At 43.7% G+C, this 22,510-nt stretch carries 14 protein-coding genes; 7 read left to right on the plus strand and 7 right to left on the minus strand.

Translation table 11 applies throughout. From position 1 onward, the window contains the following. Positions 1-34: 34 nt before the first annotated feature. Positions 35-3,184, minus strand: coding sequence for a TonB-dependent receptor (locus BVC89_RS06700; protein WP_086930444.1), 3,150 nt, complete (start codon positions 3,182-3,184; stop codon positions 35-37). A 448-nt stretch (positions 3,185-3,632) separates the two neighbouring features. Here BVC89_RS06700 and BVC89_RS06705 point away from each other — a divergent pair, with 448 nt between their 5' ends. Continuing rightward, positions 3,633-4,802, plus strand: a complete 1,170-nt coding sequence (locus tag BVC89_RS06705) for an endonuclease/exonuclease/phosphatase family protein (protein ID WP_245929355.1) — start codon at positions 3,633-3,635, stop codon at positions 4,800-4,802. A 123-nt stretch (positions 4,803-4,925) separates the two neighbouring features. Here the strand turns inward: BVC89_RS06705 and udk are convergent, their stop codons facing one another. Next, complete coding sequence (udk, locus tag BVC89_RS06710; protein ID WP_086930446.1) at positions 4,926-5,552, minus strand: uridine kinase; 627 nt, start codon at positions 5,550-5,552, stop codon at positions 4,926-4,928. Positions 5,553-5,760: 208 nt separating this feature from the next. On the opposite strand from udk, the gene BVC89_RS06715 reads away from it, so the two are divergent. Then, the gene (locus tag BVC89_RS06715; protein ID WP_086930447.1) at positions 5,761-6,810 is read left to right on the plus strand and encodes a 3-deoxy-7-phosphoheptulonate synthase; all 1,050 of its coding nucleotides are present in this window, start codon (positions 5,761-5,763) and stop codon (positions 6,808-6,810) included. Between the two features lie 77 nt (positions 6,811-6,887). Here the strand turns inward: BVC89_RS06715 and BVC89_RS06720 are convergent, their stop codons facing one another. Then, on the minus strand, positions 6,888-7,499 hold the full coding sequence (locus tag BVC89_RS06720; protein WP_086930448.1) for a TetR/AcrR family transcriptional regulator: 612 nt from the start codon (positions 7,497-7,499) through the stop codon (positions 6,888-6,890). Between the two features lie 139 nt (positions 7,500-7,638). On the opposite strand from BVC89_RS06720, the gene BVC89_RS06725 reads away from it, so the two are divergent. The 3 genes from BVC89_RS06725 (at position 7,639) to BVC89_RS06735 (ending at position 12,543) form a co-directional block, all read left to right on the plus strand. After that, a complete protein-coding gene (locus BVC89_RS06725) occupies positions 7,639-8,877 on the plus strand; it encodes an MBL fold metallo-hydrolase (RefSeq protein WP_245929356.1) in 1,239 nt (412 codons plus the stop codon). A gap of 10 nt (positions 8,878-8,887) precedes the next feature. Further along, positions 8,888-9,745 carry an SDR family oxidoreductase gene (locus BVC89_RS06730; protein WP_086930449.1) on the plus strand — a complete coding sequence of 286 codons (858 nt, stop codon included), beginning with the start codon at positions 8,888-8,890 and terminating at the stop codon, positions 9,743-9,745. A gap of 200 nt (positions 9,746-9,945) precedes the next feature. Further along, positions 9,946-12,543, plus strand: coding sequence for a hypothetical protein (locus tag BVC89_RS06735; protein WP_086930450.1), 2,598 nt, complete (start codon positions 9,946-9,948; stop codon positions 12,541-12,543). A 197-nt stretch (positions 12,544-12,740) separates the two neighbouring features. Here the strand turns inward: BVC89_RS06735 and ptsG are convergent, their stop codons facing one another. After that, positions 12,741-14,561, minus strand: a complete 1,821-nt coding sequence (gene ptsG / locus BVC89_RS06740; protein WP_086930451.1) for a PTS glucose transporter subunit IIBC — start codon at positions 14,559-14,561, stop codon at positions 12,741-12,743. 18 nt (positions 14,562-14,579) lie between these two features. Then, the gene (ptsP, locus tag BVC89_RS06745; RefSeq protein WP_086930452.1) at positions 14,580-17,102 is read right to left on the minus strand and encodes a phosphoenolpyruvate--protein phosphotransferase; all 2,523 of its coding nucleotides are present in this window, start codon (positions 17,100-17,102) and stop codon (positions 14,580-14,582) included. Between the two features lie 159 nt (positions 17,103-17,261). On the opposite strand from ptsP, the gene BVC89_RS06750 reads away from it, so the two are divergent. Continuing rightward, the gene (locus BVC89_RS06750) at positions 17,262-17,876 is read left to right on the plus strand and encodes a DNA-3-methyladenine glycosylase family protein (RefSeq protein WP_086930453.1); all 615 of its coding nucleotides are present in this window, start codon (positions 17,262-17,264) and stop codon (positions 17,874-17,876) included. A gap of 23 nt (positions 17,877-17,899) precedes the next feature. On the opposite strand, the gene BVC89_RS06755 is transcribed toward BVC89_RS06750, so the two are convergent. Next, positions 17,900-20,848, minus strand: coding sequence for a hypothetical protein (locus tag BVC89_RS06755; protein WP_086930454.1), 2,949 nt, complete (start codon positions 20,846-20,848; stop codon positions 17,900-17,902). Positions 20,849-21,181: 333 nt separating this feature from the next. Continuing rightward, on the minus strand, positions 21,182-21,949 hold the full coding sequence (locus BVC89_RS06760) for an exodeoxyribonuclease III (protein ID WP_086930455.1): 768 nt from the start codon (positions 21,947-21,949) through the stop codon (positions 21,182-21,184). 198 nt (positions 21,950-22,147) lie between these two features. Between BVC89_RS06760 and BVC89_RS06765 the strand changes: the two genes are divergently transcribed. Further along, positions 22,148-22,489, plus strand: a complete 342-nt coding sequence (locus BVC89_RS06765; protein ID WP_086930456.1) for an ankyrin repeat domain-containing protein — start codon at positions 22,148-22,150, stop codon at positions 22,487-22,489. The last annotated feature ends 21 nt before the right edge of the window (positions 22,490-22,510 follow it).

The raw sequence follows: 22,510 nt of genomic DNA on the forward strand, positions 1-22,510 counted from the left end.
CGCCTTTTCATTTTAATACAAGCACTTATAAATATTAGAACTTATAATCGAAACCGATACGAAGTTCCCAAAGTGATGCATCACCTACACGAGTCTGGCCCGCTGGTAAGATAAAGTCGTTGAACACATACTGGCCATTGGCGTTAATGGCCGTATCGACTGCTGCTTGAGCACGTGGGAAAGACGTTTCGTATTGTACACCCCAGTCGTCATTTAACAGATTGCCGAAGTTTTCAATGACTGCAAACACGGATGCTTTATGACCGTCGGCGAAACCTGGTAATTCTTGCTCAGCACGCACGTCAAATTTAATCCACCAATCACTTTCTAGCGAGTTACGTTCTAGGATCTGTCCGCGATTAAGACCTTCAGAGTCTGCCCAAGCGAAAAATGCAGCAGTGTCAAAGTCTGGTCCAAATACAACGTTAGGATCGTTAACACCGGTTGGAACATAAAGAAGGTGACGGTCGATAAAGCCTACAGAATCACCAAAGATGGTGTCGTCGTCTCGGTCTTCACCATCGAATACATAAGAGTAAGGACGGCCTTCGTTAGCTGAACCGAACACGGTAAAGCGAGTTTCGTAGCCAGAAAAGAATTCAATACCGTAATCCAATTTGAGAGTGAAACGATGTTGAATTTGGTAGTTAGTTGTAGCTAATCCAGGATTTTCTGGGTCGGCAGTGGCTAAGTTTGCGTAGTTAGAAAAGGCAACCGAGCTTGTCATTGGGTTGACGTCTTCTGCATCGGTATAAGCGTAGCCAAACGCAACGTCGAGACCGAAGTCAAAGGACTTAGCAACACCTAAAGAAATAACGGTTGAAGAACCACTGTCACCGATAACATTCGTTAACATGAAGTCTTGCTGGCGACCATTGGAGCTACCGTAAATAGGACGACCATCTGGTGCAGTACCCACTCTTTCGCGTGAAATATCGCGCACGATGGCAGCGTCTTTATTCTCACTATGAAGAAGGTCACCACTTAACAAGATGCCATTTTCAAAGTTGTAGCTGGTTCCGATAGCGTATTTCCATGACTTAGGAATATCGAAGTTGGGATCTAGCAGGTTTACACCGCCTGTACGACCTTCTCCTCGTGCTACTTGATCGAATAATTCTTGTGGTATATCGAAAATAGGATCGCCATTACCATTAAATGCAATCGCGCCATCCCCAAGGATTGGTCTGCCTGAACGATCTTGCACTTCGATTTGGGTCACGCCGTCGTTAGAGTAGTTATTAGACAGCCATACGTTAGGGTTACCGCCAGTGTACAAGCCAATACCACCGTGTACTTCCATAGCATCGTTGACTTGCCAATCAAAACCTAAGCGAGGTTGGATTAAATCGAGGCCGTCAATATCAGAGGTGTTATCAAAACCGTATGCATCAGCAAAGCCTTGATTAAGAGTAGGGCTGTCGCTAGTGGTATACCAGTCGTAGCGTAAACCGGCTGTAATAGTTAAATCAACGGAGTCGATAGCGATTTCATCTTGCACATACAAGGTGTTGATGGCATAGCTGAATTCAGCCGCAGCGTCGTTTTTATTATTGGTGAACGCAGCATTCTCATAAGTGATACGGTCAGGTATACCATTGCGGAAATCTTCGACGCTGTTGAAGCGGTATTCACCTTCGGCTTCTTGAATAAAGAGGTTGAATACATCGAATGCCTCATATTCGTAACCAAAAGTAATGGTATTATTGCCTGCTAAATAAGTACCCGCTAGCTTTAAAATAGTTGATTCATAGCTCAATCTGTTGGCGTGGCGTGAGTCATCAGCACCTAAGTAAACAGTTGCACGAGAACCATTATTTTCCGTTTGAATCTGAACTTCACCGAAATCTGTGCCTGCAAGAGAAAGCTGGCGATTCTCTAATTCAGAGTAGCCAACTTTGATTTCTGTAGAAAAGTTGCTAGTCCAATCAGAAAACACTTGTGCTACATAGTTAGTAAATTCAGCACCACGCTCATAGTAGTGGTTCGAAAATTCTAGTTCGTTAGAGTCGCCATCTGCCTCAGCAATACTGAAGCCGTCGTTGTAGTTATAAGTGAATGCTGCACGATGATCGTCATTAATATTCCAATCGACTTTTACCAACAGTTTTTCATCTTCTATAGGAAGTGATGCGGGTAAACCACCTGGATCATAACCGTACAAATCGCGAGAGATGCTGAGAATTTCATCTACCTGTGCTTGTGATACACCAATGACCGGTGTTGCTCTATTGGAACCAGCTGGACCGCGGTTAAACAGCTCTGCGCCGTCGAGTTCTTCATAAGCAACAAAAAAGAACAGTTTGTCTTTGATGATTGGGCCACCTACGGTAAAACCGTAGCGTTTTTCTGTGAAATTACCTGGATCAATGTCTTGGCCCTCTAAGCTGTCACCGCGTAAAGAGTCGCTGGTGAAGTCAAAAAATGCTGAGCCGTGGAATTCGTTGTCACCAGATTTAGTTACTGCGTTGATATTACATGCAGTAAAGCCGCCGTACTGGACATCAAAAGGTGCCAGCTCTACTGCCACCTGGTCAATAGCGTCAAAAGAGAAAGGAATACGTTCAGTCGGGTAGCCGTTACTGTTTAGACCGAAGTTATCATTCATGCGCACACCGTCAACAGTTAAGCTGTTGAAACGAGGGTTGGCACCAGCACAAGTAATATCGTCTGCGTTAGCTTCATCGATGTAGATTCTAGGATCTAGACGCACAACGTCTTTGATATCACGGTTAACCGCAGGCGCATTTTGTAAGTCACTGATATTAAAGGTTGAGGAAGGCCCGGTTGCTGTCTTAGCCTGTACAAAGTTGCCAACGACAAAGACTTCTTCTACGTTATCAGAGCCTATTTCTAAGTTAAGAGAAAAATCTTTCCCCAAGGTGAGAAAAACATCTTCAACGACTCGTTTACCTGCAGAAGATTCAATAGTAACAGTATAAGGACCGCCAACACGGAGGCCTTTTGCACTGAAACGACCGTTTTCATTAGAGCTGATTACGTTAACACTATTGGATGGTGTGTGAACTATTGTAATAGTCGCACTGTCTATAGGACGTCCTGTGCTATCTTCGAGCTGGCCGTTAATACCGGACGACGTATTCTGTGCAACTGCAGGCACGGCTAATCCTAGCCCCGCCACCACTGCCAGGTGCAGGCAACTTTTCTTAAATCGAGTGTACATTTGTTCTTTCCCCTTTGAGGACTTGCCTATCTATAGTTGAGATAATTTAATGAAATTAGGCTGGGCATCTTGCCCAAGGCTACTTATTTTGTCGCGATAAACGCAAGCCGCAGCTCTATTGTTGGTAACCATCCGCTATTGCCAACTGGTTGTTTTGTAATCTTATTGTAAAACAATCGTATGATATTTGATGCCTGAGCAATATAAAAGAGAAATAAGACATTTTTATGACAGTATCTGGCGCTTTTTGTAAAAAAATTGACTTTCCAGCCAGTTTCATTAGTTGTGGAAAATTTATCACTGTCAATAGGTCTTAAATATCTTCAAATATGAATAGCTTTTAAGTGCAATATTCATGTTAAATTGGTGAAAAACTTTTAATAATTCTTGACTATTAGTTATGTATAAAACCCTATTTTCTATTTTGTTCTGTTGTTCTGCCCTCTCAATGCTTTCACTCGTTGCCAGCGCATCTACTTCAATTAGAGTTGCTACATTTAATGTTAGTATGGAAGCACGCAACTATACCGAAGAAGGTGAAAATCACAGTTCATCAAACCAAGCCAGTGTCCCATTAAGTGCGCAATTATTGAAAAACGCACTAATGAGTGGTAAGCATATGCAAATAAAAAATGTTGCAGAGATACTGCAACGTGTTCGCCCGAATATTGTTTTGCTAAACGAGTTTGATTTTATTGAAAATCCTAAGCAGGGTATTCTTGCCTTTCAAAATAAGTATTTAGCGATGTCTCAAAAAGGAGCTAAACCTATTCGCTATCCTTATTTTTATATTGCTCCTGTGAATACCGGCGTACTTGCTCCCGTCGATTTGAATAATGATGACAATGTTAGCTTACCGGGTGATGGTTTTGGTTTCGGCTTTTATCCAGGGCATTACGGTATGGCAGTTCTTAGCCAGTTCCCAATTAACAGAGCAGAAGTCAGAACATTTCAAAAGTTTCTCTGGCGTGATATGCCCGGCGCTAAAAAACCTCAACATGAAGATGGTAAGCCTTACTATTCCGATGCTGCCTGGGACGTATTTAGATTATCCTCTAAATCCCATTGGGATATACCAATTAATGTTAATGGCGAAATTATCCACATTTTAGCTAGTCATCCGACTCCTCCGGTGTTTGATGGGCCAGAAAATCGCAACGGCAAGCGCAATCATGATGAGATACGATTTTGGACTGACTATATAAGTGAAGAAGAGAAAGATAGTGCTTACATTTACGACGATAAAAAGAAGTACGGTGGCCTGGGTAAAGGCAAGCGCTTTGTAGTTATGGGTGATCTCAATGCGTCTATGTTCGAAGGCGATGGTATTCATGAAGGAATTCGCTCACTAATAAAGCATGAAAAAATTATGGCAAGTGTGCTACCTAAAAGTGTAGCGGGCAAAGAAAATAAACCTGACAGTCTCCACTCAGAAAGCCATACCGCACAGTGGGGAATGCTCGCCGACTATGTATTGCCATCAATCTTTGGGTTTGAGTTTGAAAAATCTGGTATTTTTTGGCCGCGCAAAAACTCTGAGTACTACCGACTTGTTGATAGTCGTAAGAGTAGCTCAGACCATCGTTTAGTATGGCTGCAGTTAAAGATTAAAAAGTAGTGATTGGAGGCAAAGGTATTTATGAAAAGATGTATTAAAATTTATCCTTATTTTCGAAATACCTTTTCCTTTCTGTCTATTTTTCTGATTTTATTTGTTATCCACAAAAACTTGCAACAGGCACTAGATGAGCAATGATATTATTCGATTTTTCACAAGGTCTATTGCCACACGATTTAGTCCACCCTGAGGAATAATCACATCTGCCCATATTTTGCTCGGTTCAACAAATTCGAGGTACATGGGACGAACGGTTTTTTCATATTGTTCGATAACGGATTCCATTGAGCGGCCGCGTTCTTTAATATCGCGCTGTAAACGTCTTATCAAACAGATATCTAAGGGCGTATCGATAAAAACGCGGGTATCGAAAAGTGAGCGTAATCCGGCATGGCTAAGTAATAAAATTCCTTCAACCAAAACCACTTTTGATGGCTTTACTTCCTGAGTTTTTTCCGAGCGTGTGTGGTTGGTGTAATCGTAGATAGGGCTTTGTACCGCCTGCGATGACCCCAACAAACTGAGATGCTCGGCCATTAGGTCGTGATCAAAAGCATTGGGATGATCGAAATTTGTTTGCGCACGAACGTCCAAGGGGAGATGTGACTGATCTTTATAGTAAGCATCTTCATGGAGCACTGAAATGGTATTGCCAGAGGCAGCCGATGTGAGTTCTTGTATGATAGTGTTGGCAAATAAGGTTTTTCCAGATCCTGAGGCACCAGAGATGGCAATAAAAGTTACACTCACGTTAGTCGTCTTATGTTAGATGGATGGGGCGCTTATAATATACGAATGTTGTACTAGGCAAAAGCAACCGTTGCACAGATAGGTTGTCTGTCATTAAAGTAATTTAAAACAATAAAGAAGTAACAGCAGATATGCGCCAGTTGCCTGTGAATGTTATGCTGATCAAATATACTAAACAAAATTTTGCGAGTGTTAATCAAGGTGCCAAATGCCAAATACCTCAGATAAAAGAATGGTAAAAATAGAAAACGTAGTGACGCCCCATGAGGTGATGGAGGAGCATCCTTCGAATTCGTCTCTAGAAAATTTAGTACTTAGAAGCAGAAGTGCCGCTAGCGATATACTGCACGGCCGGGATAAGCGCTTGCTGGTTGTGGTAGGGCCTTGCTCTATTCACAATACTGATGCAGCAAAAGAGTACGGTGAAAAATTAAGCGTTGTGCGTGAGCAGCTAAAAGATCGATTAGAAATTGTGATGCGGGTATATTTTGAAAAGCCTCGCACCACGGTCGGCTGGAAGGGGCTTATTAATGACCCTGATCTGGACGAAAGCTTCAAAATTAATAAAGGTCTTAGTCTTGCGCGCAAGCTGCTGTTAGATATTAACAACATGGGTGTGCCCGCTGGCTCCGAGTTTTTAGATATTGTCACTGGTCAGTATTACGCCGACCTTATCAGTTGGGGAGCCATTGGTGCGCGTACTACAGAAAGTCAGGTGCACCGAGAACTAGCTTCTGGCTTGTCATGTCCTGTAGGCTTTAAAAATGGGACAGATGGCAATATAAAAATTGCTATTGATGCGATCAAATCTTCCATTAACCCGCATATCTTCCTCTCGCCGACACAGCGAGGCTTCACCGCTATTCACCAAACCAGTGGTAATGATGATGCCCATCTTATTTTACGTGGCGGTAAACAGCCTAACTACGATGCCAAGAGTGTCGAAGAATGTGTTGATGCACTGCGTGCGCAAAGTGTGGATACCGGTATTATTGTTGATTTTAGTCATGCCAACAGTCGTAAACAATTTGCCGAGCAGGTAACTGTGGGTAAAGAGGTGGGACAACAGATCGTCAACGGTCAGGATAAAATTGCCGGTGTTATGATCGAAAGCCATTTAGTCGAGGGACGGCAAAATGTTGTACCAGGTAAAGAGTTAACCTATGGTCAGAGCATCACCGATGCTTGTTTGGGCTGGGATCATACGACTGAGCTTTTATCTATGCTGGCTGATGATGTGGACAAGCGTTTTAGCTAGTGAGCTTTTTAGGCTGCAGAAAAGCGCCTGATCGGGCGCTTTTTTTATAGCTGATTGACTATCAAATAGCTTTCTACTTAAGCTTTTTGATAGTAGGACAAAAACATTGCCACTGTGGAGTCGATAATCGTGCGTGATTGCTCTTGTTTAGGAAAACTACCATAGCCAATGACTTGAGGCCAAAAAGCGCAAGCTTTTATGGCGCTTAGAAATTGAGTAGAGGCAAATTCCACATCTTCCATCTGTAAGCGACCATCACTCTGGGCTTCTTTTAACCACCTTTTCAGCCCTGTTTCTGTTTGAGCAATTTGGTCTAATGCCTTTTCAGCCAGCTCAGGGCTGTGAAGACATTCGGCTAAGATTAAGCGCGATAGACTAATAAAAGATTTGGATTGCAAAAGCTTCATTTCTTTTTCAGCCATGGTCGTTAGTTGCAGGTCTAAGGGTTGATCACTGCGGTACTCATAGTTAGTTGCTTCAATTCCCTGATCACGCATCATAATGATAATTTCTCGAAACAGAGAATCCTTGCTTGGGAAATGGTTGTAAACCGTTCGCTTTGATACATTTGCTACTTTAGCAACCTGATCCATACTGGTCTTTTGGAAGCCACGCTTATCAAACTCTGCTATGGCTGCAGCCAAAATATCCTCTCTTTTCTGATCACTTAAGGTACGTTTTTCTGTCATATATCTACTCAAATAAAGCTCGGTACAGGTTTTTTTTAAATATTTTACACTCAGCAGTTTACTTTTTCCAATAAAAATGTAAACTGCACAGTGTAGTTTACATGAGTCGATGTATAGGCGGCTTTTAGAGGTAATGTATATGACGCACAACATTAATGTTCGCTCTGGTGTCAGGTTCGGCACCTATTACTTTATATGTCTTTTGTGGGGAGCGTTGGCCACGCCCCTGCATGCTGCTGAAACTCAGTTAATTCATGCAGAACCCGTTAATGCTGAACAAAAGGCCGTTGAATGGCCATACCGTAGCCACCGCGATAGCGAGGGTTATGTTAATTCAAACCCTGAGATTGGACCCGATATGTCAACCCTTGGTAATACCTTAAAACGTTATATTTTTGATAAACGCATAGATCCAGTACCAGAAAAAATGGCATTGGCTCAAGTGGATCACAGAGACTTACAAAATGAAAAAGAGGATGCCTTTGTTCATCGCCTAGGCCATTCAAGTGTTTTGCTTAAGCTCGATGGTGGCTTGTGGTTGACGGATCCCGTTTTTTCAAAACGGGCCTCTCCTGTTCAGTGGTTTGGCCCAAAACGTTTCCACCCGGTTCCACTGGAGGTCGATGCACTTCCCGATATTGAGGGGGTGATTATTTCTCATGATCATTATGATCATCTAGATAAAGCTACCATAAAACGCATTCACACCAAGGTTAAACATTTTATCGTACCTTTAGGAGTAGATAAGCACCTTATTGAATGGGGAGTACCTGGGCAAAAAATTCATGCTTTAGATTGGTGGCAAACCATCGATATTAAAAATGTGAGCCTGACAGCTACTCCAGCCCAACACTTTTCGGGGCGAGGTTTATTTGATCGCAACCACACCCTTTGGGCTTCTTGGGTAATTAAAACCGATAAACACAGTGTTTTCTTCAGTGGTGACGGTGGCTACTTCGACGGCTTTAAATTAATTGGCGAGCGCTTTGGGCCTTTTGATCTTACCTTAATGGAAACCGGCGCTTATGATCGCAACTGGGCTGATATTCATATGCTGCCCGAGCAAAGTGTGCAAGCCCATATTGACTTGCAAGGTAAGGTGTTGATGCCAATTCATAACAGTACCTTCGACTTGGCTCTACATCCTTGGTACGAACCTCTAGAACGCTTAGCCGCTTCTGCTGAGAAAAATGGTGTTGAAATTGCCACGCCTATCATCGGTGAAAAAGTATTTCTTGATAGTCCAAGAAACAATATTGCTTGGTGGCGCAATAGGCAATCAGATAATCGTAGCAGCCAAATTAATAGCAGCCATGTTAATAAAGTAACAAATAATAAACTAAATGTTTTTGATCAATCCTTGACTTTAAATAAATGAGGAAAGCACAGTGAGTAAAGTTGTCTTAATTACCGGTACTTCTACTGGAGTCGGTTTATCGTTAGCAGTAAAAATGGCTGAACAAGGCTTCAAAGTTTTTGCTACCATGAGAAATTTAGCTAAAGCTGAAAAATTAAAACAGCAAATCATAGATAAAAATTTATCTATAGAAATATTGCCTCTCGATGTTCAGGATACTCAAAGTATCCATGACTGTGTTGAAAAGATTATTAGCTCAGTAAATAGGATTGATATTTTAATTAATAACGCTGGCGCGGGTTTTATTAAAACCACCGAACATGCGAACGAAGAAGAAATTAACTGGGTGACTGATGTTAACTACATGGGGGTTGTCCGCTGTACTAAAGCGGTATTGCCTCATATGCGCGAAGCAGGCAGTGGTCATATTATTAATGTGACATCCGTTGGCGGTTTGGTTGGGCAGCCTTTTAATGAATTTTATTGTGCTGCAAAATTTGCAGTGGAAGGCTATACCGAATCTCTAGCCACTTATATCCAGCCCACGTTTGGTATCCATTTCTCATTAGTGGAGCCGGGTGGCATTAGTTCTGAATTTGCCAACTCAGTACTCCAACAAATTGAAAGCACCGGCGGTATGAAAGAGGATGACTACCTACCTGTTTTACAAAAATATATAAGCAATGCTCAAAGCCGAGCGGCGAGTGATGAGGGTATCTACCAGAGTTCAGAGCAAGTGGCCGATGTTATTATCTCTGTCGCCAAAAATCCGCAACCCCCGATACGTACGAGAACTTCTGACTGGGCCGAAAGTTTTACGCAGTTAAAAACCCAAGCAGATCCAACAGGTATTGAGCAACAAAAACGTGTTGCACAGAGCATTCTCTAGTCATACCTAGAACCTTCTGACACTAGTTGAAAATACTCTGTGGAAGTTGTCATTCAAGTAGTGTCTACACGTTCTTTTATAAAGAGAACTACGCCATATAAAAGCAAAGCGAACCTAAAAAATCATATTGGCACTAAGTAGTAGCATAGTAGACAAAATGTGTAGAGCTAATGAAAATCGATATCTTGGGGCACTAAATAATGGGTATGTTTGCGAAAGTAGGTTTTAACCGAGCGAGACGAGCTCAGGCGAACGACTCTGCCAGAGAGGCTCAATCCAAGCCCCAATATCGCGGAGCCACTCCCAGAAATCCTGCGTTGGCCGTATTTAAAAATATTGGCAGTATGCTTACCGGCAGACAAAGAGCTGGCGATAAATCCGCTAACACCGGTGTTATTCAACAAAGACCTGTGGCTACGCCACGGAGTCAAGCGTCTGTTTCTGCACCTCAAGCAAAAGCTCAATACCAATCCTCCGCAGCTGCAGCAAAACCTCAATCTCAAACACCTACAAGGTTGAATTCTGATACGGTAAATCAACCACCGGCAAATGAAGCCGAAGTGAGAATACGCCAATCAAGTAGTAAAGACTCAGGTAAAACGCAAAACGCCGCCTCAAAAACTCCCGCGCAGCCTTCTAAAGTGAAGTCTAACTCGGTAAATGGGGCATTTCACAGGAAAATCGGTTTTGTTATTAGCACTGAGTCTAATAAAGCTAGAGTTGCGGATTCTGTGGCCGATAGCCTACTGAGAGGAGCTGACACTCACAGAAATCGAGAATACAATTCCGCCAAGCAAAGAGCATTTGAGAGTTTCAGAAAAGAGGGGCTATCAATGATGGCCGCTTCCGAGAAAGCTAAAGCACCGGCCCGAGATGTGGCAAATAAAGCAAAACAACTGTATTTAGTGAACGCGCAAATTGCAGTTAACCAAATGCACGAAAAAGGACAGCTTACCAACAAGCAAAAGAGTGATATTAATAGCAAGATCGACATGCATAAAAATGTAGATAGTGCTTTTGCACAAGCTATTAAGTCTGATGGAGGCAAAAGAACAATTTCGATCAAAGGTGTTGCTCAAGATTTACATAACATATATGAGAATACTCCCCCCAAGCTGCACCAAGAGCTGGGTAAGGAAATTGATAAGATGTTGGGTAAACAGAAGTTTAGTAAATTTAAAGGTGATATTAAAAGAGAGCTAGTCGCCGCAAGGAACGCCGCTAAAGCAAAGGCGGCTGTATCACAGAAGCCTGTGTCAGAACCCTCAGCGAAGACGGTTAAACAAGAGCCATTAGCTAAGCAAGCGCCATCAACCGAGCCGTCGGCACAAAAAACAGTTGAACAACAACCCGCTGCTAAAGCACGGGAGCCAATCGCTAAAACTGCTGAGCCAAAATCTGCTACGAAAGCACAAGAGTCTGTTGCTAAACCAGCTGATCTTCCCGCTGCGAAGCCGGCTAAACAAACAGCTCTGAATGAAAGTACTAGCAATGTCCTGGGTACTAAGCGTGGAGCGGACGCAGTGCTTGAAGAGCCTGCTAGTAAAGTGCCGAGGTTCAGTGAAGTTACTAGTAATATATTAGGTACTAAGCGTGGAGCGGACACAATGCTTGAGGAGCCTGCTAGCAAAGTGGCGAAATCCAGTGAAGGTGCCAATATATCAGGGACTAAACGTCGGGCGGACACGATCCTTGAAGAGCCGGCTAGTAAGGCCGCTAAGTTTGATAGGGACTATAGTACTCCAAATATGTCTCCTGAAGAGATGAAAGCACTGGACGATGAGCTTGAACGCTTTGCTGACGAGCAATTAGATGGATTTGAATATCTAGGGTATAGGTATATAGGCAAAGAGACTCAAGAGATGCTAGAGGCTAATGGTCTAGACATAACGGCTCTTGATGACGCTATAAAAACAGTAGATGACGAACAAGATATTCCCCTTTTCGATGATAATGAAGTTAAACAATTAAAGGCTGGTAAATCCATAAATGATATTGTGCTCGACTCATTGATAGAGGAAGAGAAAATACAGGAGCGCAATGAAACACCTGCTAATAATCCAGGTGCATTGAGCAAAGCCAAATCAAATACGTCGGCGGTTACAAATGATGATAGTGATAAGCCTACTCAGCAAACTCCCGCTCATCGACAACAGCAGCCTACAGTGCCGGCCAATATCGCAGGTGCTATGGAGAGAATGAAGTCTAGCTTCTCGTCGGTCACACACAGTAGTAATGATAAACAGGCTCAACACGCTGCTACTAGTAATCAAGGAATGAATACAACATCACCCAATAGCAGAGCGGAAGTTCCAGGTGATAATGTTAGCGTGAATGCAGAACAAGCCTCACCACGTATAACACCAAATGTAGCGTTTGATACTCAAAGCTCGAATGATAATAGTGAAAACTGGGATTTGGCATCGCGATATAGTGCATCTGCAGAAGAGACTAGTTCAGAACTGTCGGCGCTGTTTAATGAGCTTGAGCAAGACAAAGCTGCTGCTGAAGCCTCAGCTAAGGCGTTTGCAAAAATGACTCCTGAAGAGCAAAACCGAGTGTTGGAAGAGGAGTTGGCTTTGGATGAAGCAGGAAAAGACGCTATGTTGGAAAGGGCCAAGCAAGCGGCGATTGCCCATGATCCCGAAGCAGCAGCTATTTATGAAGATGCTGACAAAGCCATGGCCAATGTACAGAAGGTTAACGATATGTTCGCTGCTTATGCGAATAACGCATACACCCTATCAGATGATGAATTATTGGCAGAGCTTGAAGAAGAGCTGAAGAAAGAGAAATAATAAAAAGCAGCTACTTAAGCCAAGAAATTTAAGTATTTAAAGATCGTTAAGCCTCTTACATAAATGCGTTTTAAGAGATGAACCCAGCGTAGCTTACTTTAAAATAAGCAGGCTACGCTAAAAGTTGTTTCATAACTGCTTTGCTTGCCAATACGGTGTTCTAGAGTTATGAAACAGCTTCTAAAGGTACTCAGATGTTAAGCGTTTAATTGTAAAGCCATTTCATCAGCATATTGGTTAGCTTGTAAACCAACAATTAAATGCACAGTATCTCCCGCTAAACGCATCACGCCGTTGACGCCAGATTGTGTTAACGATGTTTCATTAATAGTATCTGCGTCGATAAGCTCGAGACGCAAACGTGTTTGCGCGAAAGCGTCAACACGCTTGATATTATTGGCCCCACCAAGACCTTTCACTATCGAACTGATATTTTCAATATCACTTTGTGTGAGTGCTTTTTCTTCTGAGGTTTGTTGTTGGGGTGGCAGATTACTACTTAGGTTTTGCTTTGCGGCTGCAGTTAGCTCGGCATCGTCACCTGCGGATTTGAGATAAATTTCCATATCCGTTTTTAGATTTTCCGAGGATGGGCCAAAAATCGCTTGCAGGTTATTGCCCACAGTAAGCACACCCGATGCGCCTAGTGCTTTTAAACGAGCTTGATCTGCTTTGGCGATATCATTAACGCCAACGCGCAAACGAGTAATACAAGCGTCGAGAGTATGAATATTACTTTTACCCCCAAAAGCGAGTACAAGATCGCGGGCTGTACTACTGCCATTTTCACTAGCACTATCATTTTTACTAGTGCTCTCACCTGAGCTCTCATTACTCTCACGTCCTGGAGTAAGTAAATTAAATTTGGCAATGGCGAATCTAAATATGCCGTAGTAAAGTGCTGCCCATATTGGCCCTATCATCAACATCCAACCGGCGTTATTTGACTTGCTAAATAGCACTAAATAATCAATCAGCCCGTGCGAAAAAGTTGTTCCATGCTTAATGCCAAGCTCGATACATAGAACGAAAGCTGCAGAACACATCAGCGCATGTAAGGCATATAAAACCGGTGCCAGGAACATAAAAGTAAATTCAATCGGTTCGGTAATGCCTGTTAAAAAAGATGTGAGTGCGCCTGAAATCATAATGCCGCCTACTTTGACACGATTTTCTGGTTTGGCCGAATGCCAGATTGCAATGGCTGCTGCAGGTAGCCCCCACATTTTAAATAAATAACCACCGGCAAGATTACCTGCGCTAGGATCGCCTTGAATAAAACGTTGAATTTCACCGTTAATCACATTTTGTGTTTCAGGATGAATATATTCCCCCACCTGAAAAAAGAAGGGCACATTCCAAATATGATGTAAGCCAAAAGGTATCAGTAGGCGCTCTACCAAGCCGTAAATACCAAAAGCTAGAGTAGGATTGCTTTCTGCAGCCCAGTGGGAAAAGCTATCGATGGCATTGCCAACCGGTGGCCATACAATACTTAAAACTCCTGCCAGAATAATCGCTGAGAATGAAGAGATAATGGGTATAAAGCGTTTGCCACCAAAAAAACCTAAGTATGTAGGCAGTTGAATGCGGTGAAATTTATTAAATAGAAATGCCGCCATAGCTCCACATAAAATGCCGCCAAAAACACCAGTGTTCATCGACTTTATATTGAGTGTATTAGGATGTTCGACTAAGAGATTTTCATGGCCGAGTAATTTGCCAAAAAGCCCCAATGACGCCAACATCACAGCGAATGCTAAGCCCGCTGCCAGAGCGGCAACACCATCATTTTTAGCAAAGCCAAGAGCAACGCCGATAGCAAAAGCTAAGGGTAAGAAGCCAAATACCGTATCTCCGGCTGCCTGCATGGTGGCCGATACCGTGTCGGGTATAAAAGCGAAACCTGCTGCGCCGATACCCAGTAGAAGGCCGGCTGCCGGTAAAAGAGCAATCGGCAGCATAAGTGCTTTACCGAGTTGCTGAAGTGCACCAAACGTGGAATTTAAAATATTCATTTACGTGCCTATTTTATATTAGTTATTGTCAGTTAATTCACGCACTGCGGCAGCGCTATTTTGTTGTAAAGCTTGACTGGCAAGTGTTTTACAATCCTCCAAAGTAAGTTCTCTAATTTGAGCTTTAATGCTGGGAATACTAGGCACACTTACACTTAACTCATCGATTCCCATGCCTAACAAAATAGGGACTGCGGCAGGATCACTGGCAATGCCGCCGCAGACGCCGGCCCATTTATTGTGTTTATGTGCACCGGCAATGGTGTTGCCAATAAGCTTTAATACCGCAGGATTGAGTCCATCCGCTTGTGCCGCAAGGGTTGGGTGGCCGCGGTCTATGGCAAGGGTGTACTGGGTAAGGTCGTTGGTTCCAATCGAGAAAAAGTCGACTTCCGGCGCAAATTGTTCGGCCAAGATAGCTGTCGTGGGAACTTCTACCATTATGCCAACAGGAACGGCCTTTACACCGAGTTTTTCTCGCTCTTCCTCGACAATTTTTTTCGCTGCGCGCAGGTCCTCAATAGTGGTGACCATAGGAAACATAATGTGCACATTGCCAAATTCTGATGCGCGCAAAATAGCTCTTAGTTGTGTTCTAAAGACACTTGTTTTATGCAGCATCACGCGAATACCGCGTAGGCCAAGGAAGGGATTTTCTTCAGCGTCGATGGGTAAATAGGGTAGGGGTTTATCACCACCTACATCTAGTGTTCTGATAATTAAGCGCTGATGATCTCTTAAGACTTTGGCAACATCGCGATATACCTCAAATTGCTCTTCTTCACTGGGAGCGCTGGCTCGGTTCATAAATAAAAATTCTGAGCGCAGCAAGCCGACTCCTTCGCCTCCTAAGCGAACACTTTCCTGAGCATCTTTTAAGTCACCAATATTGGCTGCGATCTCCAGATTATGACCGTCCGCCGTGGTGGCGGCTAGGTGGGCGTTGCTGAGGTCTTGCTGTTGTTTTATAGAGGCAATATTTTGTGCTTGGCGAACGCGCTCTATTTCTTCCTCTGGTGGTGCTACTTTCAGTACCGCACGTCCGGCATCTAGTATAACTGGGGTACCGTTTTCTATCTGCAGTGCTCTGGCTTCGATACCTGCGACAGCGGGAATATTCATGGATCTTGCTAAAATAGCCACATGGGAGGAGGCGCCCCCCGTCATGGTGCAAAATCCTAATACTTTTTTACGGTCGAGGTTTGCCGTATCAGAGGGGGTGAGGTCTTGTGCTACAAGAATGGTATTGTCTGGTACTTCAGTGTCATCTGCATCTAATCCCAAAATGGATTGCAACACGCGACGCCCGACGTCTCGCAAGTCGTTGGCGCGCGCGGCTAAGAGCTCATTTTTTAATTTAGCTAATAAACTGGCTTGCAATTGATACGCTGTTTTCCAGGCAAAAGCAGCGCTTTTCCCATCGGCGATCATATTTTTTGTGTTGTCCAATAATTCTGGATCATCTAACAGTGCCTGATGCGCTTCGAAAATAGCGGCTTTTTCTTCATCTTCTACTTTTGTTTGCAGATGCTGTAATTGCTTGGAAGCGTTTTTCAAGGCATCTTGTAGTACAGTTAATTGTTGATCGATATTATCTGCATGTTCTTCAACATTGATTTCATCTCGCTTAAGCTGAAAAATTTTCCCTATTGCAAGTCCCGGTGAAGCACTTACTCCTAGAATTACTTTGGGATCAGTGCTGAGTGGAATATCTTCGTCTTGCTCTTGCGATGCTTGCGCCTCTTGTTTTTCTGGCGCTGAGATCTCTGGACAGCTTTCCCCGAGTCCACCGGCGATTAGTGGTGCTAACGTTTCGATAGCTCGCTGTGCATCGCTACCTGCGGCGGTGAGATTGACGTGATCGCCACAATTAACCTCTAAACTCATGATACTCACCAAGCTTTTAGCATTGGCTTGATCTCCCCCTTTGTAGAGATGAATGACTGCATCAAATTTTTTCGCTTCCGCCACCAGCACGGCGGTGGGGCGTGCATGCAAGCCGGTGGGATTGGGTACGGCGATATCATCGGATCTTACAGTTTCATGGTGGTGATGTTCACGGGTTTCTTGGGATGATTCACAGCTCAACATCAATACCGGATCTTGTGTGCTAGTCGCAAAGCCTGACTGGTATTGAAACTCTGTTACCTTGTCACTATTGAGGACGATAATTTGCGTCAACAAACTTTTGGCCTTCGTAGCTATAAAATCCGCATCAAACTCTATTAACGGATCGCCACAACAGACCTGATCACCTACGGCTACCTTCGGAGAGAACCCAGCCCCTTCCAGTGAGACGGTATCGATACCGATGTGGATCATGATTTCAAGGCCATTGTCCGCTTCTATGGTAATGGCGTGAAATGCTCGGTGTAGTTGAATGATTTTGCCATCACAAGGTGCTACGAGACATTCACTGACAGGATCAATGCTGATGCCATCCCCCACCATTTTTTGAGCAAAAACAGGGTCCGGAACATGTTCAAGGGGCATCAAGGGGCCACTTAGGGGCGCTTTTAAAACCAGAGAAGATATACTCATCAGAGTCTTTATTTTATTGTTGTTAGAAAGCAAGACACATTACCGTCAGATTAGCCCTTGAGCAATACTTGGCATGCCCCACTATTGGCATATTTTAAAAGTGGCAAGTGCATTTGTGTCTTCAATTACTAGCATAAGCATTTAGTTTGGGGGAATTTTTTGGATAAACGCACTATAAAAAGGCATTTAGCGGCCTTAGCTGAACGTGACCAGCACGTTGCCGATGGTCTGAGTAAAGTAGGTTATCCTGCTCCGAGAGCTCGGCCGGTAGGCTTTGAAGCTTTCTTAAGTACGATTATCAGTCAACAAATATCTAACCGCGCGGCCGATGCTATAAAAGGCCGGGTGTTTGCTTTACTCCCCGAAATTAATGCTCATGCGCTTATGACTTTGCCAGATGATGCTTTACGCGGTGCAGGTATGTCCCAGAGAAAAGTGGAATATGCTAGAGGCTTATCTGCCGCAATTGTGGGTGGAGAATTTAATCCAGATGCTTTGCAGGATATGAGCGACCAGGATGCGATTGCCCATATCACCGCTTTGCGCGGTTTTGGTATTTGGAGTGCAGAAATATACTTGATGTTTTCACTGGGGCGCGCGGATGTCTTTCCCGCTGACGATTTAATTATCCGAGCTTCTCTAAAAAAACTTAAACGTAAACGCAAAGACCTCACACCTAAAAAAGCACGCGAACTAGCCAAGCACTGGAGTCCCTATCGCAGTGTTGGCAGTTTATTTCTATGGCATTTTTATCACACATTAGAGGGCAAATAATACAAGTAAGTATGAGTTTGCCATTATGTTTTTTGCTGTGCGCTCATTGCATCTGGCCTTTTAGTCTTAGTGCTGCTTTCGGCCAGTGCATCTAAGGTGTCGAGCAAGTACTGTGCTGCTGCCGACTGTTCTGCTGATTGCTGTGGTGCCGGTGAAGCCGCAAGCTGCTCTAGTTTGTTAACACTCACATATTCTCCTGTAGGCGGTATATCTTTATTCTTAGGATTCGCTTGTGGTGAATCACCACCAGAAAAGTTGATGGTTTGCGTAGCTGCCCGAACAATAGCTAATGACTGTTTTATCATATTTCTCATTTCTGGCCCTAACAAGTGGCGAGGTGCTTCATTGGCCAGCTGATTAATATTCAGGTATTCCCCTGTGTCTGCATGGGATAGATCACCAAAATGTTTGCCCTTGTGAATTATCTTAGGTTCAAAAATAGCGAATGAACGCGAATAAGGGCGCAGTCGTACTTGGTTTTTAGGTTGGAACTCAAGTGGTTTGGTTTTGCCTTTTTCTGCCTCTGGTGCGCCGTCGGGAACTCGATCGCCCGGTTTTCGTGCATTAAATAAAGTATATTTAGTACTCCGCTCCTGCGATTCCACATCTTGCTTGTAATAGAAATCATCCTGTTTTAGCTCTAGTGGGCCATTGTTTGCGCTGGGTGAAAACCAGTTGGGAAAGCCTTTTAGCGAAACCACATTGACATTAAAACTCAAGGGCGAAACGGTGACACGAGCATTATCTCGTATTTTAGGGTGTGCTAAGGCTGTGGCTGCAGAAGCTCCCATTGCTAAATTATAAGTTGCTCTGCGCGCTGCCAGTTCCATAGCTTCTTGCTTACTGGTTGGTGCGATGCCAAGAAATTGTAGGCCGGCCTGTCTTCCTATTCCCATAGGGGTTCGCCCCTGCATAGCAGCTACACCCGCACCAGCGCCTTCAGATGCTAGCCACGCAACAGCATTACTTAATGCTGGCAACATATATTTCGCCTCAGGGCCGAGTTCCTTCTCAATATTGCTTAAATCAAAGGTAATATCGATAGTGCCTCCAGCTGTGGGAACGAAAGAACCTAATGTTTCAAAAAAGTTAGTAAGCCGTTCGATATTGGCAATGCTTTTCATGGTGGGGTCCATAAGGTTTATCCAGGTATCGGCTTTTTTATGATCGGAATCTATCATTTTAATAAGCTCTTTATGATCCTTAGGCATGGTATCTTCTGGGTTCTCTGTTTCAGGGTGTTGCTCTACTTGGCGTTGCCACATTCTGTTTTCTAGGGCTTGTCGGATATTGTTTGGAGCACTATGGCTGGTATCGCTATGCTCTTCGCTAAGCAGGCCGCGTTCTTCTTCCATTTGCTCTTTTCGCATTTCTTCTAGTGTGCGCTTTGTGGGGTGATTGGCTTGTGCTCTTAATTCAGGGTTATTCATTACTGCGGCACGAGTTATTGGCGTACCTTCGGGCAAGCCTAGTTTTTCGCGAATTTTTTTCTCCATGTCACTAATTTGTCCATTAGCATAGTCTTGGATATTACGGCTGATTGCATTTTTCCACGAAATAATAGTGCCGGCGCCAGCGCCCACTTGAACACTCATAGTGACCTTACCAAAACCTACAGCTTTTTTATCTTGAATAACCTCCAGGTTTTTTGCCAATTGGGTTTGATTATTATTATTAGCTTGGCCAATGGCGGCTTTGGTTTTGCTAGTGTCTACAGGAGTAATTCTAAGAGGCAAGCGATATTCTTGTGCCATGGTGGGAAATGCAGCATTAAAACCAAATACTGTGCTGGTGGCCTCTGTACCAAAATCTTTCCAGCCTACGCTGCTTTGAGCCCTTAATATAAGCATGGCTTCTCGGTCTACACCAGGCGCTAAGCTGACAGGGTCTAGCATCAATACAGCACGATAACGATGCTCGTTTGATAACCACATTTTGGTTTCATGGTCGGGCGTTCTTGTACTTTCAGTGTCAGCCGTTGTTACCCCTCTTGCTTCATTCGCTTGTTTTTTTTCAGCGCCAGTGGGGCGGGATACTTCTCCACGGCTAATATCAATACCGAACACTTCTGGGCCTAGCTTGGTCGGGTCAATGGTCACCACTTCACCAATAGCATTATGTGCCGCGGTAGAAATGTCTTTATCCGCAGTGGCGATGGTGGCGAAAAGATTCATATTCTTTTTGTACCATTGTCGAAAGTCACCATCTTTTGATTCGTCGTATCCTAACTGTTCGCTAGCATAGTCCATGAGCTTTTCTTCATTCTCAATATAGGCTTTTTCTGCTTCACCAAAGCCATCAATAACGTATTGTGTGGCGCGCTCATTCATTTGCTTGCCTGACAAGCCAGCCCACAGTGCATTGGCGGCGAGGTTTGCTTTATCTAGCCCGTCTATCGCCGCATCACGAACGATAGTTGGATCTTGAATAATTTGGTTAATATGGTTGCCAACCGTGAGGGCGTTACGAGCAATTTGGTAGGCACTAAATACACCCTGTGTCGCATTGATGCCCAGTAAAGCGAGGGATGTAAGTTTTGAGAGGGTACTAAGGCGGGGGCGGCGGGGGTTTTCGGTATTTTGTGTTTCTGTTTGGCTGGCTCTACTTCTGCGCGTTGAGTGGCTGCTGTTTGATGAGCGCCTCCTTGAAGGGGCTGGTCTTATATCAATAACTTCAATATCAGTAGTTTCACTATCAACTTGTTGAGAACTTGTCTCTGAACTAGCGCTAGTCACTGTTTGGGGGGCTGCTTGGGGTGGGACATTGCTTTGTGGTGCCAATGGGGGAGGGGCGGAAGTACTGGCTGCCTTACTATCTGTGATCGAGGTGCTACTTGACCCCATGACTGCAGGTTCTGAACGTGATCTTTCCAGTGTACTATTTTGTTGGCTTTGTTCTATATGATTACTAGAAATGGAGCGGGTTTGCTGCGTTTGCCGCGAAGCAAGGGACGGAGTTGAAAACGGGGGCATAGATATACCTTCCTCTCTTGTCTAAATTGATTTTTTATTTTTATTCGTTCAATTACAGGAAAAGCAATTAAATCGATGTGCGTGATATGAGTACAATAATTGCTATTTTGGTTCGTTTTTATACCGGCTTGAGTGTTTCTTGTTTCTTTTGAAGTTTTTTTAGCTGTTGGCGTGAGCTTGTTGAGTATGGTGTTGAGGTATTTGTTGATAAATGTGCTGAGGAATGTGTCCAGGCATGGATAAGATGCCTAAAAGTCGGATTGATATGACGTGGTAATTTTGGACTGACATCGCCGATAATGGCGATGTCGTTAAATTGTTTGCAAGTAGGTTTTAATTGGCATCAAGCTCTAACTGCACAGGGCAGTGATCCGATCCCATAACCTCATTGAGGATGTCCACCTGCTGAATACTATTGGCTAAACTTTTAGACGTTAAGAAGTAGTCGATTCTCCAGCCAATATTTTTACCACGTGCGCCTGCCCTGTAACTCCACCAGCTGTATTTGATTTCTTCAGGCTTTAGATAGCGGAATGAGTCGATGAAATCTGCCTTGATTAAGTTGTCAAAGCCATCGATTTCTTCCTGCATATAACCCGCTGATTTGTTGTAATTTTGTTTTGGTCGTGCAAGATCTATTTCTGTATGAGCAACATTGAGATCGCCGCAAACTACCACAGGTTTGGTCTGTTCCAATTCTTTAATGTAGCTTAAAAAGTCGGCGTCCCAACGTTGGCGGTAGCTGAGCCGCTTTAACTCACTGCCAGAATTAGGGGTATAAACCGTTACCAGAAAAAAGTCGTTGAATTCGGCGGTGATAACACGTCCTTCTTGGTCGTGTTCTTCAATACCTATATCGGTGTATACACTCAAAGGCTCTTTTTTGGAGAGAATGGCGGTACCGGAATACCCTTTTTTAACCGCTGAATTGGTATATAGATAATATCCATTAACGTCTGCTAAGGCTTCTACAACTTGATCTGGCTGAGCTTTTGTCTCTTGCAGACATAACACATCCGTTGCCATTGCCTGGAGTGATTGGTAGAAGTCCTTTTTGATTGCCGCGCGAATGCCGTTAACATTCCAGGAAATAAGTTTCATAACTGAGCCTGTATCTTGTTAATGATAAAGCAATAATTCTATCAGGCTTATGGATATTTATACTATTAAACACGCATAAATACCCCCAGGGCATAAATACCCCCAGGGCATAAATACCCCCAGGGCATACCCTATTATCAGGGCAATTATAACGGTAGAGATCTATAGTATTAACAACAAACGCTGTGAGGTGCTCGGATGTGGTTCTATAGGCTCATTATTTTTTGTTTTTTTATTGTTGCTTGTGACGCGGGTCTTGTGGGTGAACCGCCTTTACATCAAGCGGCGTATCGTGGCGATGTGGATGAAATGAAAAAATTAATAAAATCAGGCGTCTCTGTAGATAGTCTTAATAGTGAGGGTGCGACGCCACTGCACTGGGCTGCATTTAAAGGGCATCTGCCTGCGGCAAAACTTTTATTGCGTCATGGCGCCAATGTCAATGCTGCCACTAAAAAAGGTTCTACTCCTCTGCGACTGGCCACCACCCATAAAAAACAAGAGGTGATAAAGTTTTTGAAGAGCCGTGGAGGTAAGTAAATTGTTCAGCCTTTTCGTATC

It is taken from the genome of Agarilytica rhodophyticola, from assembly GCF_002157225.2.
Classification (GTDB): domain Bacteria; phylum Pseudomonadota; class Gammaproteobacteria; order Pseudomonadales; family Cellvibrionaceae; genus Agarilytica; species Agarilytica rhodophyticola.

What these genes read in the sequence shown, in the direction of transcription:
- BVC89_RS06700 (WP_086930444.1), bottom strand. Translation starts at nt 3,184, where the DNA reads ATGTACACTCGATTTAAGAAAAGTTGCCTGCACCTGGCAGTGGTGGCG.
- BVC89_RS06705 (WP_245929355.1), top strand. Translation starts at nt 3,633, where the DNA reads ATGCTTTCACTCGTTGCCAGCGCATCTACTTCAATTAGAGTTGCTACA.
- BVC89_RS06715 (WP_086930447.1), top strand. Translation starts at nt 5,761, where the DNA reads ATGCCAAATACCTCAGATAAAAGAATGGTAAAAATAGAAAACGTAGTG.
- BVC89_RS06720 (WP_086930448.1), bottom strand. Translation starts at nt 7,499, where the DNA reads ATGACAGAAAAACGTACCTTAAGTGATCAGAAAAGAGAGGATATTTTG.
- BVC89_RS06725 (WP_245929356.1), top strand. Translation starts at nt 7,639, where the DNA reads ATGACGCACAACATTAATGTTCGCTCTGGTGTCAGGTTCGGCACCTAT.
- BVC89_RS06735 (WP_086930450.1), top strand. Translation starts at nt 9,946, where the DNA reads ATGGGTATGTTTGCGAAAGTAGGTTTTAACCGAGCGAGACGAGCTCAG.
- ptsG (WP_086930451.1), bottom strand. Translation starts at nt 14,561, where the DNA reads ATGAATATTTTAAATTCCACGTTTGGTGCACTTCAGCAACTCGGTAAA.
- ptsP (WP_086930452.1), bottom strand. Translation starts at nt 17,102, where the DNA reads ATGAGTATATCTTCTCTGGTTTTAAAAGCGCCCCTAAGTGGCCCCTTG.
- BVC89_RS06755 (WP_086930454.1), bottom strand. Translation starts at nt 20,848, where the DNA reads ATGCCCCCGTTTTCAACTCCGTCCCTTGCTTCGCGGCAAACGCAGCAA.
- BVC89_RS06760 (WP_086930455.1), bottom strand. Translation starts at nt 21,949, where the DNA reads ATGAAACTTATTTCCTGGAATGTTAACGGCATTCGCGCGGCAATCAAA.
- BVC89_RS06765 (WP_086930456.1), top strand. Translation starts at nt 22,148, where the DNA reads ATGTGGTTCTATAGGCTCATTATTTTTTGTTTTTTTATTGTTGCTTGT.